Below are 19,754 nucleotides of genomic sequence, written 5' to 3'. Positions count from 1 at the left end.
ATTAGATTTATCCTTACTTTAATACGATATATAAATACAATTTATAAAAATATTTTCTTAAAACAACTGCAATAAATATTAATACAACCATTATAATACACTATAATAATAATATTATTGTATAATATTGAACATATTTTATATACTGTAAAAAATACTACTTAATATATTCATAAATATGAGATAGTTTATGCTAAACATGAAAATATTTTCTGGTAATTCAATCCCAATTTTAGCTAAATTAATTGCAAATAAATTATATAGTCATCTTGGAGATGCAACCGTAAGCCGTTTCAGCGACGGAGAAATTAGTGTACAAATTAATGAAAATGTGCGTGGAGATGATATCTTTATTATTCAATCAACCTGCTATCCTACAAATGATAATATTATTGAATTAGCAGTTATTATAGATGCTTTACGAAGAGCATCAGCTGGGCGTATTACTGCAGTAATTCCATATTTTGGATATGCAAGACAAGATCGTAGAGTAAGATCAACACGTGTCCCAATAACCGCTAAAATAATTGCAGATTTTTTATCTAGTGTAGGTATTGATCGTATTCTCACTGTAGATTTACATGCAGAACAGATTCAAGGGTTTTTTGATGTACCAGTAGACAATGTATTTGGAAGTTTCGTTTTATTAGAAGATATGTTAAATCTAAATTTAAAAGATCCAATTATTGTTTCTCCGGATATTGGCGGAGTAATTCGCGCACGAGCAATTGCAAAATTATTAAATGATACTGATATGGCAATCATTGATAAAAGAAGACCACGTAAAAATGTTGCACAAGTAATGAATATTATTGGAGATGTTTCAAATAGAGATTGTATTTTAGTAGATGATATGATTGATACTGGAGGAACATTATGTAAAGCTGCTCGGGCATTAAAAAAAAACGGAGCAAATAAAGTGTTCGCATATGCAACACACCCTGTGTTTTCTGGAAATATTCTAAAAAATATCCAGAAAACATATATTGATGAAATTATTGTTTGTGATACAATTCCATTATCGAAAGAAGTAAAACAACACAGTAAAGTCCGAACATTAACTTTATCTACAATGTTAGCAGAAGCTATTCGTAGGATTAGTAATGAGGAATCCATTTCAGCAATGTTTGAATATAAAAAATATACGACTTTTAATTTAAGAAAATAAAAATATTTTATACTTGATCATATAACATACGAATTGCTGTCATCGCTTCTGAAACAGCAAAAAAAGATCCAAATACTAAAATGATATCTTCTTTTTGGACTTTATATATTAGATCATATATTGCATCTTTTATACTCACCGAAAAAATAGCATTTTTCGGTAAAACTTGCATTATATTGTTGGCTGTAGCAGTACGATTAGTATTCAAAATTGTATAATACCAATAATCAATAATCTCCATTAAATGAAAAACGGTATTTCTAATATCTTTATCAGACAAAATTCCAAAAATACCATAAATTTTCATACGTGTATTAGTTAACAATCTTTTTAATTTTTTGCTTAAATAATGTGTTGCATGTGCATTATGTGCAACATCAACTATAATACGCGGTTTTTGATAAATTGTATGAAATCTACCTGGTAAAAATACTTCATTTAATGAACGAATAATAATTTTTTTACTAATATTAAAATGTGTAGTACGTACAGCTGCTACTGCAATAGCAGCACTAGGTAAAGATATTTTAGGTACAGGTAAATTACTTAAAATACCTTTTTGGTCAGCAAAATACCAACTATATTTAGATTCAAACCAATACCATTCATATTTAATACGATTTAGACAAACTTTAAGAATATTTGCTGTTTGATAAATAGAATAAGGAATATCATTATCTCCAACTATAGCAATAATATTATTACGAAATATACCAGATTTTTCATATCCTATACTATATCTTGTACATCCTAAAAGATATGTATGTTCTAAATCGATATTTGTAATAATTGCTATACTTGCATCAATAATATTTGTTGCATCTAATCTACCACCCAAACCAACTTCCATAATTATGATATTTAAATTATTACACTGAAATATTAATAATGCCGCAAGAGTAATAAATTCAAAATAAGACAATGGAATATGTTTAGAGACTAATACTATTCTTTGAAATGCCATAATATGCACTATTGGATCCTTAATATACCGCCCATTAACTCGTATTCTTTCATAATAATTAAATAAATGTGGAGAAGAATATAATCCAACTTTATGACCCATATTTAAAAAAATGCTTTCTAAGACAGTGGATGTACTACCTTTACCATTAGTACCAGATACCGTAATAATAAATGCTGACCATTTAATTAAATTAAGTTTTTTTGCAATATATTGAACATTATCTATAGAATTATTATATTTTTTTATGCATATTACTTTAATATATTTTAACCATTGTAATAATAATTGTTGTTGATCAAAACATTTTTTTTTCATAAATTTTAAAAAATAATACTACATATATCAATCTTATCATATCATGAATCTTTTATAAAAAATATATATTACATACTAGTTATTAAATAAATAAATTAAAAAATTTTTCGTATACTGTATACTAAAAAAGTAAAACAAAATTTTTTATACTAAATAAAAAATAAATTGTAACATAAAATTTTGAAATTATACATTATGTATTTTATAAATTATATAATCTTAATACATCCATAATAATTTGAGGAAAAATTCCAAAAATAATAATCATTATACTAATTAAAATAATAAAAAATTCAATTATTTTGTAAGATTTCATATGATACAATTGTATAACATTTTTTGTATTATATAAATGTAATATTATTTTTAAATAGTAATATATACCAAAACCAGAAGTAATAATTATAGAAAATAATAAAAACCAAAATTTTTTCTGTATTATAATAAATAAAATTAACATTTTTGTAATAAAACCATATGTTAATGGTATACCTGCAAAAGAAAAAATAATTATAATAAGTGCAGCACTTAAAATAGGTTTTTCTTTTAATATCGTGTGATATACAGATAATTTTTTTAAATTAAAATTAGCATCTTTATTATATAATATTAATAAACTTAACGCACTAAATATACCAATACTACTCATTGTATAATTTATTAGATATATTATTGCTACTTCATTTGCAATATAATGATCCTGCATAACTAATAATGTAGTTAATATATAACCTATATGCACAATAGAAGAATAACCAAATAATTTTTTAATATTATTTTGGAATGCCGTCATAATGCTACCAAAAACAATAGATAATATTGATAATATCTCAATCAATAAATATAATACTTGACATTGATTATGTGGAAAATATATAAATAACTTAATTAATACTGAGAAAACTGCAATTTTAACTACTGTTACAGAATAAATTAATAATACTGGAACAACATTTTGATAAACATCAGCAACCCAAAAATGTAATGGAAATAATGATAATTTAAAAAACAACGATGTTAATAAAAATAACACACCAATTAATAAAATTTTATTCATGTATACATTATTAATTAAAAATGCAATTTTAATATAATTTAATTTCAATGTACCACATATAAAATATATTAATGTAATACCAAACAATGAAAAAGATGTGATGACACTAGATAGCAATACATATTTTAATATTACTTGTATCACTGTATTTTTTTTAAAAGAATATGTCATTAAACCAAAAATAGGAAAAGATAATAATTCTATACCAATAAATATTGTAAACATATGATTTGCTTCAATTAAGATTATAGCACCAATAATAGAAGATAATATTAATACATAAAATTCTTCTTTATGTGTAGTAAAATTTTCTAAAAAAAAATAAGAAACAAAAATCATAATAATACTAGATAATATTACCATTGTAATATATATCAGGGAATAAAAATTAATATATAATAACGAAGTAATAGTAATTGGAATAATATAATAAATAAAAAATAATGATATTAACAGTAAAAACAGACTAAAAAAAGTGGTACAAAAAACAAAAACATGATTTCTCTTAAAAATAATAGAAAACATAATTATAAAAATACTAGTCATCAAAATAAATAATGGAATTAAAGCTATTACTTTAGTATTCGGTATAAACATATAAATAATCACTCTTATAAAATGAAACAGTAATTTATTTTATTCAATAGAAAACTTAACAATCTGTAAAATATTGTTTGGATATATACCTAAAATGAGAGTTATAACTATAAAAAGAAATATAATAAAAAACTCAACACAATTAATTTGCCTAAAATCCATAGAATCGTTATTTTTTACAGGACCGTAAAACATTTTATGTACTATATTTAAAGAATATATTACCGAAAAAAATAAACTAAAAACTAAAATACATCCTATATAAGGTTCATAAATAAAAATTCCAGTTAATGCCATAACTTCACCAACAAAATTAATTGTCCCTGGAAGGTTTAAATTTGCAAATAAAAAAAATAAAAAAAAACTTGGTATCCAGTTTACATGAGAATATAAACCACCCATCTGTGTAATAATATTTGTTTTAGTACACCGATATAATTGACTTAATAAAACAAATATAGCAGATGTTGTAAATGATCCAAAAATAATTTGAATAATTGCTCCATAATATGCAAACACATTATTACAATATATTGTAATTAAAATAAAACCCATATGTGATATAGAACTATAAGCAATAATTTTTTTTATATTAACTTCGCAAAATGCCATCCACGCACCATAAAAAATCGTTACTATACCTAAAGTTATAATTACGAAATAAAAATGATTAGAAGAATTTTTAAATAAATGCATGTTAAAACGTAATAATCCATAAGCAGAAACTTTAATTAACATACCAAGTAAATCAAAAGAACCATCTACAGACGATTGACTATGACAATTTAAAAGCCATCCATGAAACGGAACAATAGGCATTTTAACTGCAAATGCAACAAAAAAACCTAACATAATTATATATTCTAATGGCAAAGGAATCGAATAATTAATAAATCGATTATAATCGAATGTCCAAATATTTGTCTGATAATAATAATTATATGATAATAATAGAATGGAAAATAACATAATCATACTAGATATTTGCGTATAGATTAAAAATTGATTAGCAGTATAGATTTTTTGTTTTTTGGTATATTTTGGATGCCCCCAAAAAATTATTAAAAAATACATAGGAATTATCATAATTTCCCAAAAACAAAAAAACAAAAATAAATCAATAGATAATAATACACCAATTGTACCAAACATCATAAACAATAAATTGAAATAAAATAATCCTTCATTTTGTTTCTTTTCATAAAACGAACATAAAATAGCAACTACACCTAAAATACTAGTCAGAACAACCATCATGAATGATAAACCATCTATAGCCAAATGTAAATCTATACCTAATTGTGGTATCCACGGAATTATTAATTCATCATTCCAATAAGTATGATATAATTGCAAATTATAGTGATAAAAATATTTAAACCAAATTAAACCGGATAATACCAATAAACAAATAACCGTTGATAAAGCAAAAAATCTAGCAAATTTATAATATTGACGACCAAATATCCAACAAAATAAACTACCCAATAATGGAATGATCAGTAAAAAAATTAACATATATTACAATTCCTATTAATTATGTAAAATATTTCATATAAATAATACAAAAAATACATATATCCACTTAAGTAAATATTTATTGAATTACAATAAAACAATAAATAAAATTACAGAAATTAAATAATACACTATGATCATAATACAAAAATTAAACGATGTATTTACAGTATATGAAAGTAAAAAATATATTTTCTGAATAAACAATAAAATAAAATTATTAAATATATTAAATGGTTTTTTTGACAAAAAATATGCTATTCTTAGATATAAATTTGTAAATAATAAACTATAAATACATGAAAAACCAAAATTAGTATTTTTAATTATACATAACAAATCATGTAAAATTTTTATTGTAAATGTTGTAGATATTAAATTAACATTTAAAATATACAAATAATATGCTACACCAATACTAAAAATTACAAATAAACTAGATAAAATTTCTAAATATACTTTATCATAATTATGTAACATTATTATTAATGGAAACATACCACATAGATTAGGAATAATATATTTACCAAAATATGTAGAAAAAATCGCAAAAACACTTAACGGAAAATATTGAAAAAAATTAATTGATACATCTATATTTTTACCTTTATTCTGTGTATGAAATGTAATAAAAATCAAACGAAAAATATAAAAAGTAGTACAGAACACTGATAATATTGCTGTAATAAAAAAAAATATATTATGGTAATTATAAATACAAAATAATATTTCATCTTTACTATAAAACCCTAATGTTAAAATTGGAAAACCTGATAAAGCAGCACCTCCTATTAGAAAACAATAATATACAAAAGGAAATATTTTATATAATTTATTACCCATAAAATAAATATTTTGTTCATTATGACATTTCATAATTAAAATTCCAGCTGACAAAAATAATAATGCTTTAAACATAGCATGTACAATTAAATGTACAATAGCGGCATTCCATGCACCTACACTTATAGCAATAAACATATATCCAATTTGACTCATTGTAGAATATGCTAATATTCGCTTAATATCACATTCTACCAAAGCTACAAGACTAGAAAATAACAATGTTATACTACCTATAATACCAATAATATATAAAATATTAGGTGTTAATATAAACAAACTATGATTTCGTACAATTAAGTAAATACCAGCAGTTACCATAGTAGCAGCATGAATTAAAGCAGAAACTGGAGCTGGACCCACCATAGCTTCTGGTAACCATATTTGTAATGGTACTTGTGCAGATTTACCAATTGCCCCTATTAATAATAATGCATTAATACATAATAACAATGAATTTGATTTTATTAAATAAACTTTTGTTAAAAAATCTATTTCATAAAAATTTACACTATGATAGTGAATGTATAATAATATAATCCCTATTATTAAAAATAGATCACCAATTTTAGTAAAAAGAAAAGATGTAATAGCAGCAGTATTCACATAACTCTTAAAATAATAAAAATTTATTAATAAATATGAACAAATACTAATACCCTCCCAACCTATATACATAATAATAAAATTATTCGATAAAACTAAAACTAACATATTCACGATAAATAAACTAATCAATGCAAAAAACATAATATTATCATTTTTAAATCGCATATACCAAACAGAAAATACACAAACCAAAAATGCAACACAAATAATCATAACTAAAAATACAAAAGTTAAATTATCAATTAAAAAACAAATATCAACTGTAAAATCTTTAATATCCCATAATATCCACACCATATTTTCTATGATTTGATTTTGCCCTTTTAAAAAAAAATATCCCAAAAAAAATACTGTTATCATGGATAATAGTATAGAACTCAAACTAATAATAACACTAACTGTATAGGATAAAAAATTTTTCAAAAAAAACAAACAAAAAAAACTAATCATAGGAAATAACATTACTAAAGAAATTGTATTCATTCAATAATCTCACTTAATTTATTAACATTTAAAGTAGTAGTTTTTCTGAAATACTGTATTAACAATGTTAAACTAATACTTGCTTCTATAGCAGTAAGTGTAATAGATAAAATATACATAATTTGACCATCCATATTATGCCAATAATTACTCATTACAACTAATAACAAAGTAATAGCATTCATGATAATTTCTAAACCAATAAAAACAGATAATAAATTGTCATGTATAATAATTGAACTAAATCCTAATAAAAACAATAATATAGATAAAACTAGACAATTAAATAAAGAAACCATATAAATTATGTCCCATATGTTATAAATCCAAAAAGATTATTAATGTTTACTTTTTGCAATTAAAATAATCACAACAATAATTGATAATAATAAAATTGATACAAATTCAATAATTAAGATATATGGTTCAAATAAAAACTTCCCTAAAATATTAATATTACTAATTATTTGATAAACATAACTTCCATGTAGATAAAAAAAAATCTTATACAATAAAAAAAATATAAAAAAAGATAAAAATGTAAAAAAATAATAATTGTACTTTGTATGATATAATTTTTCTTCTAATTCATCGAAATTTAATAGCATCACTACAAAAACAAATAACACTAAAATTGCTCCAGCATAAATAATAATTTGCAATGATCCAATCAAGTAATTTCCTAATAAAAAAAATATAAAAGAAGTTGTTAAAACTGAAACAAAAAAATAAAGTAACGAATACATAATATTTTTCTGAAAAATAGAAAAAATAGTAAATAATACAGTACAAAATGCAAAAAAATAAAAAACTAAATACATTGATTATTCCTAAGGTAATAAATCTTTAATGTTAATTGGTGTAACATGAATATTATTATTTTTATTATTTTTAACCCCAGTATGTTCATAAAAATTATAATTATGATACTTTCCAGTTCCAGAAATAGACAAGTTTTTTTTATTATAAACCAAATCCTGTCTATTAAAATCACTTAATTCAAAATCAGGTGTTAATTGAATTGCAGTTGTTGGACACGCTTCTTCACATAAACCACAAAAAATACAACGTGAAAAATTAATTTTAAAAAATTTAGGAAACCATCGACCAGATTGGTCTTGTGTTTTCTGTAAAGATATGCAACTAACCGGGCATACAACAGAACATAAATTACATGCTACACAACGACTATATCCATCAGGATCTTTGGTTAAAACAATACGTCCGCGATACCTTGGAGCAAGGTATATTGGATGATCTGGATATAATATAGTTTCACGTTTTTGAAATACATGCTTCATTGTTATAAAAATACTACGCAACTGGGTTATTATGCCTAAAATAATGTTTTTAATATACATAAAATATACCTAAAAATTAATTTAATAATATAAAAAATGCAGTGAAAATTAAATTTATTAATGTTGTTGGCAAACAAATCATCCAACCAAAATAAAGAATTTGGTCATAACGTGGCCTTGGTAAAGCCGCTCGTAATAAAATAAAAAATACAATGAAAAATACATTTTTTAAAATAAACCATATGTATCCTGGTAACCATGGACCAAACCAACCGCCTAAAAACATAACTGTTATTATAGAAGAAATCACCATCATAGATATGTATTGTCCAATAAAAAACATACCAAATTTCATCCCAGAATATTCAATATGATATCCATCAGCTAATTCTTGTTCAGATTCAGGCTGATCAAAAGGATGACGGTGACATAAAGCTAAACCAGCTACTAAAAAAGTAATAAAACCAAAAAATTGAGGAATAATATTCCAAATATATTTCTGAGAATATACAATTTCAATTAAATTAAAAGAATGTGCTTTAGCAATAACACCCATGATAGATAAACCCAAAAAAACTTCATAACTTAAAGTTTGTGCTATTGCACGTATTGAACCTAATAAAGCATATTTATTATTACTTGACCATCCAGCAAATAAAATTGCATATACTGATAAAGAAGACATAATTAAAAAAAATAAAATTCCTATATTTAAATTAATCATGTAAATATTATTATCCAATGGTATATCTACCATCACTAATAATAATGAAATAAATGCAATAATAGGAGCAAGAATAAAAATTAATTTTTTACTAAATGTAGGTATCCAGTCTTCCTTAAATAACATTTTAATCATATCCGCAACCAATTGTAATGATCCAAACCACCCTACGCGATTAGGACCATATCGATTTTGGAATAAACCTAATATTCTACGTTCAATAAAACTCAGCATAGCACCACAAAAAACGATTATTAATACGGTAAAAAAAACATGAAAAAAACAATACATTATATGAATGATATTTAAATGTGTAATGATCATAATACTTTATGTTACACCTCGTATATTTTTTACTGTACAACCCAATAAAATCCGGGACATATTGGGAAAACCTAAAGGTAAACCTAATGTTTTTAATGGTATTTTAGATGAAAATTTTATTAATAATTGAAATATTTGATCTAAACATTCAAATTCAATCATACAATCTTGTTTCAAACAAAATTTATTTCTATATTTTTCATTTACTAGAGCATACAAAACAGAACATTTATTACGAATAATATCGGAATTTTGACTTAACTCTTCACTACCAAACAATACATAATAAGGTATAATTTTCCAGTCACAATCTTGATCATATGTTATATTTATTTTATTAAAAAAATATTCTTTTTTCACTCCATTTGTCTGAAATATACGCATACCAGAATTATAATTATTTTTATCAAATATATATTTATTCCAAGCTTGTATAGAATTCCATCCTGGAGACCAAACAAATGGAACATATTCTACATCTTGATTTGGTTGTTGTATACCTTCCATAGAAAATGAAAACATAGTATTTATATCATTATTTTGCCCTGGTTCATGAATGTTAAATTCAGAAAATATCGCTGTTCTACTACTGATTCTATGAGGAGATCGAGCAATTTTTTTACCTAAAATTCTATATTTTGCGTTTGGTGCAACATGTTGTATAACTTTAAAGATTGGAATATCACGAATATAATGTTCAATTACATCATCTAACGTAGTATTAACATGATCTTTTTGATTAATATTATAATATATTTCATATATCCATTCCCAAGCCTGATAAACACATGTTTTATCATCATAAAATTTAGGATCAAAGGCAGAGAAAAATCTCTGTGCTCTACTTTCATAATTAATAACAGTACCAGAACTTTCAATAAAACTAGTTGTTGGAAATAATACAGTACTTTTTTGCGTAGTAGTAGTAGTTAAATGATCAAAAACAATTATATTTTTCAGTTTTTTAATAATAGAATCAATATATTCTTGTGTACTATAACGATATAAATCATTTTCTAAAACTACCAAAGTATCAATTTTATCATCACAGACATTTTTCAAAGCAGATGTGATAGACATATTTGATAGTAAACCAACTCCAATACTATTTGCACCAGAAGTTAATAATATTAACCCGACATCTTTCTTTAAATATTGTAAACTTTTTGCAATATTTGTTGCTAATTTAATTAAATTAATACTACCAGAATGTAATCCAGAAATAATAAGAGGCTTTTTACACAACATTAATGCATGATAAATACATGTAATATACTCTATGATATTAGATGAAATATTTTTATATGTATAAGCTACATTATTAATTTTCTTGCAAAGAATATCCAAAAATAATTCTTGATTTTTTATAGAAGCATAATATTTTAATTCAGAAATATCATCTAACTTTGTTTCATGAGTGTGTACAATATAAACACATTTATTTTTATTAGTTATATTTAATATAGCAGCACTATGCCATTCAGGTATATTGTTTTTAACATTATTATCTATTTGATTTTTTTTACTTAGTTGTCGAATTGCTAAACTTAATCTTGGTGCAGTTTGTGTAATATCTTCTCCTATAATTAAAACAATATCATAATCTTCTACTTCTAACAACGTTGGTACATATATACCACTATTTTTTAAAATATCAATAATTAACTGTACACATTGATGATCATTTTCGATCATACCACTAGAAAAATTATCTTTACCTACCAATTTTCTCAATGCAAAATTACTCTCTAAACTAGCACGCATAGAACCAATTCCAATTATACCACGTGCATTCTGTAATATATCTGATATTAACGTAATTGCATAATTTTTGTTTAAAGAAATATATTTATCATGTTCGAATTTAATAGGATACTTTAAACGATTCTTAAGATTAGTATAACCATGACCAAAACGACCTAAGTCACATAAAAAATAGCGATTAATATGCTTATGGTATCGATTTTCTATTTTACTCAAAATACCATATTTTTCACCAATACTAATATTGCAACCAATACTACAATTTTGACATATACTTGGTCCATATTGCAAATCCCATTTTCGATTATAATACTTAGAAGATAATTTATCTGTAAAAACTCCAGTAGGGCACACTTCAATTAAATTACCTGAATGCTCGCTTTCTAAAGAACCATCCTCAAAACGCCCAAAATAAATGTTATTACTAATCCCATACACTCCAAAATCAGTACCCCCTGCATAATCTTTGTAATATCTGACACACCGATAACAACCAATACAACGATTCATTTGATGTGTTATAAATTCTCCTAAATATTGATTACGGTGTATACGTTTAGGAAATGTATAACGTCGAACATTATGATTAGTTAATACTGTCATATCTTGTAAATGACAATGACCACCTTCCTCACAAATTGGACAATCATGTGGGTGATTTATCATTAATAACTCTATAATACCCTTACGGAATTTTTTAACTTCTGTATCATCTGTTGTAATAATCATATTATTTGATATCGGCGTCATACATGACATTACAATTCTTCCAGATACATCATGTATATTATTATGATGCTTTACTGCACATAATCTACATACACCAACGCTACCCAAATCAGGATGCCAACAAAAATAAGGTATGTCTATTTTTAATGCTAAACATGTTTGTAATAAATTATGTGATAAACTTACATCATATTGCATTTTATTAATATAAATAATAGCCATAATAATTAATTTCCGAAGTAATATACCATTCTATCTTAAAAACATGCAAATACATTTATTAAAAATAATATTATAAATTTAATGTGAATATATGTTTTTTTTTATTAATACTATTTTCTGAATTATCAGTACTAATACAATTCTCAAAATCTAACCGAAATAATTTTAGTGCACTATATAATGGACCAATTGCTCCTGGGGCATGTGCACAAAGCGTTTTGCCTGGACCAAGTTGAAAACATAAATCTTCCAAAATATCAAAATCACATACTTTAGCGGAACCATCCTTAAAAGATAATAAAATTTTTACAATCCATGGTAAACCTTCACGACATGGAGTACATAAACCACATGATTCTCGTGCAAAAAATTGTTCTAAATTTAAAACCAATGAAACCATATTAATAGTATGATCAACTGCCATTGCCATTCCAGTTCCAAAACGACTTCCAGCATCTGAAATACTTTTAAAATCCATTTTTAAATCAATATCTTTTGCAGTTAAAAAATTTGTTCCAGCACCACCAGGTTGCCATGCTTTTAGTTCAAATCCTGTTTTCATACCTTGTGCATAATCTTCTAACAATTCTCTTGCAGAAATGCCGAAGGGCACTTCCCAAATACCAGGATTATTAACTTGTCCTGAAAAACCCATTAACTTTGTCCCGCGATCATTACTAGATGATATATTTTTATACCAATGTGCTCCATGTAAAACAATTGCAGGCACATTAGATAATGTTTCAACATTATTTACACATGTTGGTTTACCCCATAATCCAATAATAGCTGGAAAAGGTGGCTTAATTCTTGGATTAGCTCGATTTCCTTCTAAAGAATTGATTAATGCTGTTTCTTCACCACAAATATATCTCCCTGCTCCTGTATGTAAAACAATATCAAAATTAAAATTTGTACCTAGAATATTTTTTCCTAGGTAACCAAAATTTCTAGCCTCTACAATAGCCCTTTGAATATTCTGTGCCGCATCGATATATTCACCTCTTAAAAAAATATATGCCATAGAAGCTTCTATTGCAAAACCAGAAATAATAATCCCTTCAAGTAATTGATGCGGTATTTTTTCTAATAATAAACGATCTTTATAAGTTCCAGGTTCCATTTCATCAGCATTACATAACAAATATCTTGGTTGATTATGTATTTTTTTTGGCATTAAACTCCATTTCAAACCGGTATAAAAACCAGCACCACCTCTACCTTTTAACTCAGAATCTTTAATTAAATTAATAACATCTTGAGGTATCATATTTTTTAACATTACTTGTAAAGCAGAATATCCACTTTTTTTACAATATTCAATTAACCAAATTGGATATTGATTCATGTCATCCAAGCGCCATGTTAAAGGATGAGTTTCAGGAGTTCTAATAATATTTTTCATTTACATTTCTCTAATAATATTGGTATACCAGAAACAGTAACATGAGTATATGTCATATTATTAATCATGATCACAGGTGCTTTATCACAATTCCCTAAACACGAAATAGGTAATATTGTAAATTTATTATTTAATGTAGTTTGTCCCGGTTTAATTTTTAATATATTTTCTAATGTAGATTGTATACGATTACAACCTAACATATAACATACAACACTATCACAAAATTTTATAACATATCGACCTACTGGCTGTCGATAAATTTGACTATAAAAAGTTGCTATTTCCTCTAGTTGGCTGACAGATATACATAAAACCTCGGAAATTTCTCGCATTAATGCATCCGATATCCATCCTCTTGATTTCTGTACAATTTTCAATGCTTCAATAGACACAGCTTTTGCATCTTCATAATGTTTTTTTTCTGATTGAATAGCTATTAATTCTAAATTATTTAATTTATTATTTAATATATTCATATTTGTTTTAAAAAATTAGGGTTATAAAAAATTATCGATCAACATCAGACATAACAAAATCAATACTACCTAAATATACAATTAAATCTGATATTAAACTACCACGAATAACAGAAGGAATTTGTTGTAAATGTGGAAAACTGGGAGTACGAATTCTAGTACGGTAACTCATAGTATTACCATCGCTAATTAAATAATAACTATTAATACCTTTAGTTGCTTCAATCATTTGGAAACTTTCATTAGGAGGAATTACTGGACCCCAGGATACTTGTAAAAAATGTGTGATCAAATTTTCAATATTATATAATGTATCTTTTTTATCTGGAGGAGTAGTCAACGGATGATCAGATTTAAATGAACCTTCCGGCATATTATTTAAACATTGTTTTAAAATAATTAAGCTTTGTTTAATTTCTTCCATTTTTAATATGACTCTAGTATAACAATCACTAATTCCATCACCAACTGGAATAGAAAAATCAAAATTTTCATATCCTGAATATGGTCGTTTTTTTCTAATATCAAAATTAATCCCTGTCGCACGTAAACCAGCACCAGTCACACCCCAATTTAATGCATCTTGTTGATTATAACATGCAATACCCTGTGATCGTTGAATTAAAATACTATTTTTTAAAGACGCTTGTATATATTCATCTAATCGTTTTGGCATCCATTGTAAAAAATTCAATAACAATGTATTCCAACCACAAGGTAAATCTTGCGCTAATCCACCAATTCTAAACCACGCTGGATGCATTCTTGCTCCAGTAATTGCTTCAATAAGATCATATATTTTTTGTCGATCTGTAAAAGCTAAAAAAACAGGAGTCATTGCACCAACATCTTGAATAAAAGTTGAAATATATAACAAATGACTATTAATACGAAATAGTTCAGATAACATTACACGAATTACTTTAACTCTGTCTGGTACAATAATACCAGCTAATTTTTCTACTGCTAATATATAAGGCATTTCATTTACACAACCACCCAAATACTCAATACGATCTGTATATGGAATATAACTATGCCATGACTGACGTTCAGCCATCTTTTCTGCACCACGATGGTGATATCCAATATCTGGAATACAATCTACAATTTCTTCACCGTATAATTGTAAAATTATACGAAATGCTCCATGTGCAGAAGGATGATTCGGTCCAAGATTTAAAAACATGAAATCTGAATGTTTAAGATCAGTAGACATACCCCAATCACGTGGATTAAAACACAAATCTTGCATAGCAAGACTTTCTTTTAATTGATTTAAAAAAAATGGACTACATTCAGTCGCTCGTGCTGGATAATCTTTTCGCAAAGGAAAACCAGACCATGTTTTTGGCATAATAATTCTTGTTAAATTTGGATGTTTATCAAAAATTATACCAAACATTTCCCATGTTTCTCTTTCATACCAATTAGCATTTGGAAAAATTTTTGTTATTGTTGGTATAATTAATTTCTTTTTTAGTAAAGCAACTTTAATAATAACATCAGTATTGTCTTTAATAGAAATTAAATGATAAAATACTGAAAAATCTACAATTGGTATATTTTTTTTATTTAAACGAAATCGTTCATCTATACCATGCAAATCAAATAACATATTATATTTTAAATCATGTTCTTTTAAGAATTTTATCACCTGATATATAATATCACTATCTACCCAAATTACTGGAGCATCAATTAATGTGTTTTGTATAATAAATTTATTATCTTTGAAATAATTACATAATTCTTGAAATACAATATTCATATCACAATAACTCGATATTAACATTGAAAAATAAAAAATTTTTATATAAAAATAAATTTAATTATAATAAAAATTTTTTTATGTTATAAAAAAAATAATACTAAATTAAACATCTTCTGGAGTACGTAATTCATACACTTGTGATCGATCAAAATATTTTTTATCTTTTTGAGATTGCATATTAGCTCGATATATACCTTGTTCACCTACAACCCAAGATAATGGACGACGTTCTTGTGATATTGCCTCTTGTAATAACATTAAGCCCTGTATATATGCTTCCGGCCTAGGCGGACATCCTGGGATATATACATCTACTGGTAAAAATTTATCTACACCTTGCACAACTGAATAAATATCATACATACCACCTGAATTAGCACAAGAACCCATAGAAATAACCCATTTAGGTTCTAACATTTGATCATACAATCTTTGAATAACAGGGACCATTTTAATAAATGGCGTACCAGAAATAACCATAACATCAGATTGCCTTGGTGATGCTCGAAGTACTTCTGATCCAAATCTTGCAATATCATGTATTGCAGTAAAAGAAGTTACCATTTCTACATAACAACATGATAATCCAAAATTATAAGGCCATAAAGAATTCTTCCGACTCCAATTAACTAATTTATGTATTAACTGTGTTAATCGTCCAGTAAATACATTATTTTGAATTTTTTTTTCTAACGGATCTTCTACAATAGTTTTTACTTGGTAGGGGTATTTTTCACTACTGTGTACATTCACTTTTGTTAACGTGTATTTCATAATATTACCAAACTCTCTAATGCAATTATAATGAATAATATATATATTAAATCGTATATTTGACTTTAGGTATCCAAAAAAATATGTTTTCTTTAACTAAATAAAATAATGTTAATAACAATGTTAAAACAAAAATTAAAATTTCAAAAAAACCACACCAACCAATATCCTTAACATTTATAATCCACGCATATAAATATAATGTTTCAACATCAAAAATTACAAAAAAAACCGCTAATAAATAAAATTTAATTACCCATTTTAAACTTGTACTACCATATGAGATAATTCCTGATTCAAATGGAATATTTTTATTTCTAGAAAAACTACGAGGCCCTAATAACCAACCACCTATTAACATTAAACTACATATTATAAAAGCAGATAAAATAAAAAAAATAAAACTATATATTTCTATAGGCAATTTTATAATATCCTTTTTTCATAATTATTAAAATGAGTGTAATATAGTATATAATGATTACATAAAATAAGTATAATATAGTAAGATACCAAAAATATAATGTAACAACAGTAAATATAACATGTTATTATATCATAATAAATGATAATAAAATTGATTATAAAAAATATAAATTATTTATAAATATTTTAAAATACTTGATGAATTATAAAAAGACCATATTTATTACTTTATAGGTTATACTTAATGTATTATAACAAATATTCATATATAAAAAAAATTATATATAAACTGTAATTAATAAAAAATCTTTATTAACAATTATTAAAATGGAAAATATAGATAATGGGAAAAATAATCGGAATAGATTTAGGTACTACAAATTCTTGTATTGCAATTATTGATGGAAAACAAGCAAAAGTTTTAGAAAATGCAGAAGGCGATCGTACAACACCATCTATTATTGCATATACAAAAAATGGAGAAATATTAGTCGGACAACCAGCGAAAAGACAAGCAATTACTAATCCAAAAAATACATTATTTGCAATCAAACGTTTAATTGGTAGAAAATTTCAAGATCAAGAAGTACAGAAAGATATCAAAATTATGCCATATAAAATTGTAGATTCTGAAAATGGTGATGCTTGGATTGATATCAATGGAAAACACATAGCACCTCCACAAATATCTGCTGAAGTACTAAAAAAAATGAAAAAAACAGCAGAAAATTATTTAGGAGAACGAATTACAGAAGCAGTAATTACTGTACCAGCATATTTTAATGATGCGCAAAGACAAGCAACAAAAGATGCAGGTAAAATTGCAGGATTAGAAGTAAAAAGAATTATTAATGAACCAACTGCTGCAGCTTTAGCATATGGGTTAGATAAAAGTACAGGTAATCGTATAATTGCTGTATATGATTTAGGCGGTGGAACATTTGATATTTCAATTATTGAAATTGACAATGTTGACAAAGAAAAAACTTTTGAGGTATTAGCAACAAATGGAGATACTCATTTAGGTGGAGAAGATTTTGATAACAGACTAATTAATTATTTAGTTCAAGAATTTAAAAAAGATCAAAATATAGATTTAAGAAATGATCCACTTGCTATGCAAAGATTAAAGGAAGCTGCAGAAAAAACTAAAATTGAATTATCATCTGCACAACAAAGCGATGTTAATTTACCGTATATTACAGCTGATGCAAATGGTCCAAAACATTTAAATATTAAAATCACTAGATCGAAATTAGAATCATTAGTAGAAGATTTAATAACAAAATCAATTACTCCTCTACAAACTGCTTTAAAAGATGCAAAATTATCTGTATCAGATATTCACGATGTTATATTAGTTGGTGGACAAACAAGAATGCCTTTAGTACAAGAAAAAGTAGGTAATTTTTTCGGTAAAAAACCAAAACAAGATGTTAATCCAGATGAAGCAGTAGCTATTGGTGCTGCAGTACAAGGAGGTGTACTTTCTGGTGATGTTAAGGACGTTCTATTATTAGATGTAACCCCATTATCATTAGGTATTGAAACTATGGGCGGAATCATGACACCATTAATAACAAAAAATACTACGATTCCTACTAAACATAGTCAAGTTTTTTCTACAGCAGAAGATAATCAATCAGCAGTAACTATACATATATTACAGGGAGAACGAAAAAAATCTACTGATAATAAATCCTTAGGACAATTTAATTTAGATGGTATACAACCTGCTCCCCGAGGTATACCACAAATCGAAGTAACATTTGATATTGATGCAGATGGTATATTACATGTTTCTGCAAAAGATAAAAAAACAGGAAAAGAACAAAAAATTACAATTCAAGCATCCTCTGGATTAAACGAAGAAGAAATTAAAAAAATGATTTCAGATGCGGAAATTAACGCTGAATCAGACAGACAATTTGAAGAATTAATTAAAATTAAAAACCAAGGTGATCAAATTATACATAGTACAAAACAACAATTAGAAGAAGTAAAACAACAATTAAATACCACAGAATATCAAGATATACAAAATAAAATTCAGGAATTAGAAAATATATTAAAAACAGATAAAAAAAGTAATATAGAAAATGCAATACAAGAATTAATAAAAAAATCTGCTAAATTAATAGAATTAAAACAAAAAAAAACACAAGATCAACCAAAAAATACTGATCAAAAAACTGAAAAAAAAGAAGAAAATGTAGTTGATGCAGAATATGAAGAAGTAAAAAAACAAAAAAAATAAATATTAAATAAAATATGT

The 19,754-nt window shown here is 25.3% G+C and carries 16 protein-coding genes; 2 read left to right on the top strand and 14 right to left on the bottom strand.

Annotation, left to right across the window (positions count from 1 at the left end):
- The first annotated feature begins 190 nt into the window (after window positions 1-190).
- Window positions 191-1,168 (top strand): ribose-phosphate pyrophosphokinase, encoded by a 978-nt coding sequence (locus AB4W50_RS00630; RefSeq protein WP_367677239.1) that lies wholly within the window; start codon window positions 191-193, stop codon window positions 1,166-1,168.
- A gap of 7 nt (window positions 1,169-1,175) precedes the next feature.
- Here the strand turns inward: AB4W50_RS00630 and folC are convergent, their stop codons facing one another.
- From folC to ndhC, 14 genes are all read right to left on the bottom strand, one after another.
- Entirely contained in the window at window positions 1,176-2,450 is a 1,275-nt protein-coding gene (gene folC / locus AB4W50_RS00625; RefSeq protein ID WP_367677238.1) for a bifunctional tetrahydrofolate synthase/dihydrofolate synthase, read from the bottom strand.
- 202 nt (window positions 2,451-2,652) lie between these two features.
- The gene (locus tag AB4W50_RS00620; RefSeq protein WP_367677237.1) at window positions 2,653-3,870 is read right to left on the bottom strand and encodes an NADH-quinone oxidoreductase subunit N; all 1,218 of its coding nucleotides are present in this window, start codon (window positions 3,868-3,870) and stop codon (window positions 2,653-2,655) included.
- A 273-nt stretch (window positions 3,871-4,143) separates the two neighbouring features.
- On the bottom strand, window positions 4,144-5,622 hold the full coding sequence (locus AB4W50_RS00615) for a NuoM family protein (RefSeq protein ID WP_367677236.1): 1,479 nt from the start codon (window positions 5,620-5,622) through the stop codon (window positions 4,144-4,146).
- 87 nt (window positions 5,623-5,709) lie between these two features.
- The gene (locus AB4W50_RS00610) at window positions 5,710-7,557 is read right to left on the bottom strand and encodes an NADH-quinone oxidoreductase subunit L (RefSeq protein ID WP_367677235.1); all 1,848 of its coding nucleotides are present in this window, start codon (window positions 7,555-7,557) and stop codon (window positions 5,710-5,712) included.
- A complete protein-coding gene (nuoK, locus tag AB4W50_RS00605) occupies window positions 7,554-7,856 on the bottom strand; it encodes an NADH-quinone oxidoreductase subunit NuoK (RefSeq protein ID WP_367677234.1) in 303 nt (100 codons plus the stop codon). Before nuoK ends, AB4W50_RS00610 begins: the two co-directional genes overlap by 4 nt.
- 39 nt (window positions 7,857-7,895) lie before the next feature.
- On the bottom strand, window positions 7,896-8,378 hold the full coding sequence (locus AB4W50_RS00600; RefSeq protein ID WP_367677233.1) for an NADH-quinone oxidoreductase subunit J: 483 nt from the start codon (window positions 8,376-8,378) through the stop codon (window positions 7,896-7,898).
- A 9-nt stretch (window positions 8,379-8,387) separates the two neighbouring features.
- Complete coding sequence (nuoI, locus tag AB4W50_RS00595) at window positions 8,388-8,918, bottom strand: NADH-quinone oxidoreductase subunit NuoI (RefSeq protein WP_367677232.1); 531 nt, start codon at window positions 8,916-8,918, stop codon at window positions 8,388-8,390.
- A gap of 16 nt (window positions 8,919-8,934) precedes the next feature.
- Window positions 8,935-9,906: an NADH-quinone oxidoreductase subunit NuoH gene (gene nuoH / locus AB4W50_RS00590; RefSeq protein WP_367677231.1), complete on the bottom strand. Its 972-nt coding sequence runs from the start codon at window positions 9,904-9,906 to the stop codon at window positions 8,935-8,937.
- A gap of 6 nt (window positions 9,907-9,912) precedes the next feature.
- Window positions 9,913-12,621: an NADH-quinone oxidoreductase subunit NuoG gene (nuoG, locus tag AB4W50_RS00585; protein WP_367677230.1), complete on the bottom strand. Its 2,709-nt coding sequence runs from the start codon at window positions 12,619-12,621 to the stop codon at window positions 9,913-9,915.
- A gap of 70 nt (window positions 12,622-12,691) precedes the next feature.
- A complete protein-coding gene (gene nuoF / locus AB4W50_RS00580) occupies window positions 12,692-14,026 on the bottom strand; it encodes an NADH-quinone oxidoreductase subunit NuoF (RefSeq protein WP_367677229.1) in 1,335 nt (444 codons plus the stop codon).
- Entirely contained in the window at window positions 14,023-14,505 is a 483-nt protein-coding gene (gene nuoE, locus AB4W50_RS00575; protein ID WP_367677228.1) for an NADH-quinone oxidoreductase subunit NuoE, read from the bottom strand. Before nuoE ends, nuoF begins: the two co-directional genes overlap by 4 nt.
- A 31-nt stretch (window positions 14,506-14,536) precedes the next feature.
- Window positions 14,537-16,300, bottom strand: coding sequence for an NADH-quinone oxidoreductase subunit C/D (nuoC, locus tag AB4W50_RS00570; RefSeq protein ID WP_367677227.1), 1,764 nt, complete (start codon window positions 16,298-16,300; stop codon window positions 14,537-14,539).
- Between the two features lie 81 nt (window positions 16,301-16,381).
- A complete protein-coding gene (locus AB4W50_RS00565) occupies window positions 16,382-17,053 on the bottom strand; it encodes an NADH-quinone oxidoreductase subunit B family protein (RefSeq protein WP_367677226.1) in 672 nt (223 codons plus the stop codon).
- Between the two features lie 46 nt (window positions 17,054-17,099).
- The gene (ndhC, locus tag AB4W50_RS00560; protein ID WP_367677307.1) at window positions 17,100-17,453 is read right to left on the bottom strand and encodes an NADH-quinone oxidoreductase subunit A; all 354 of its coding nucleotides are present in this window, start codon (window positions 17,451-17,453) and stop codon (window positions 17,100-17,102) included.
- 369 nt (window positions 17,454-17,822) lie between these two features.
- Here ndhC and dnaK point away from each other — a divergent pair, with 369 nt between their 5' ends.
- Window positions 17,823-19,736, top strand: a complete 1,914-nt coding sequence (gene dnaK / locus AB4W50_RS00555; RefSeq protein WP_367677225.1) for a molecular chaperone DnaK — start codon at window positions 17,823-17,825, stop codon at window positions 19,734-19,736.
- Window positions 19,737-19,754: the final 18 nt, after the last annotated feature.

Source organism: Buchnera aphidicola (Takecallis arundicolens), assembly GCF_964058945.1.
Taxonomy (GTDB): Bacteria; Pseudomonadota; Gammaproteobacteria; order Enterobacterales; family Enterobacteriaceae; genus Buchnera_L; species Buchnera_L aphidicola_AH.
This window is presented reverse-complemented; position numbering and strand designations above follow the sequence as displayed.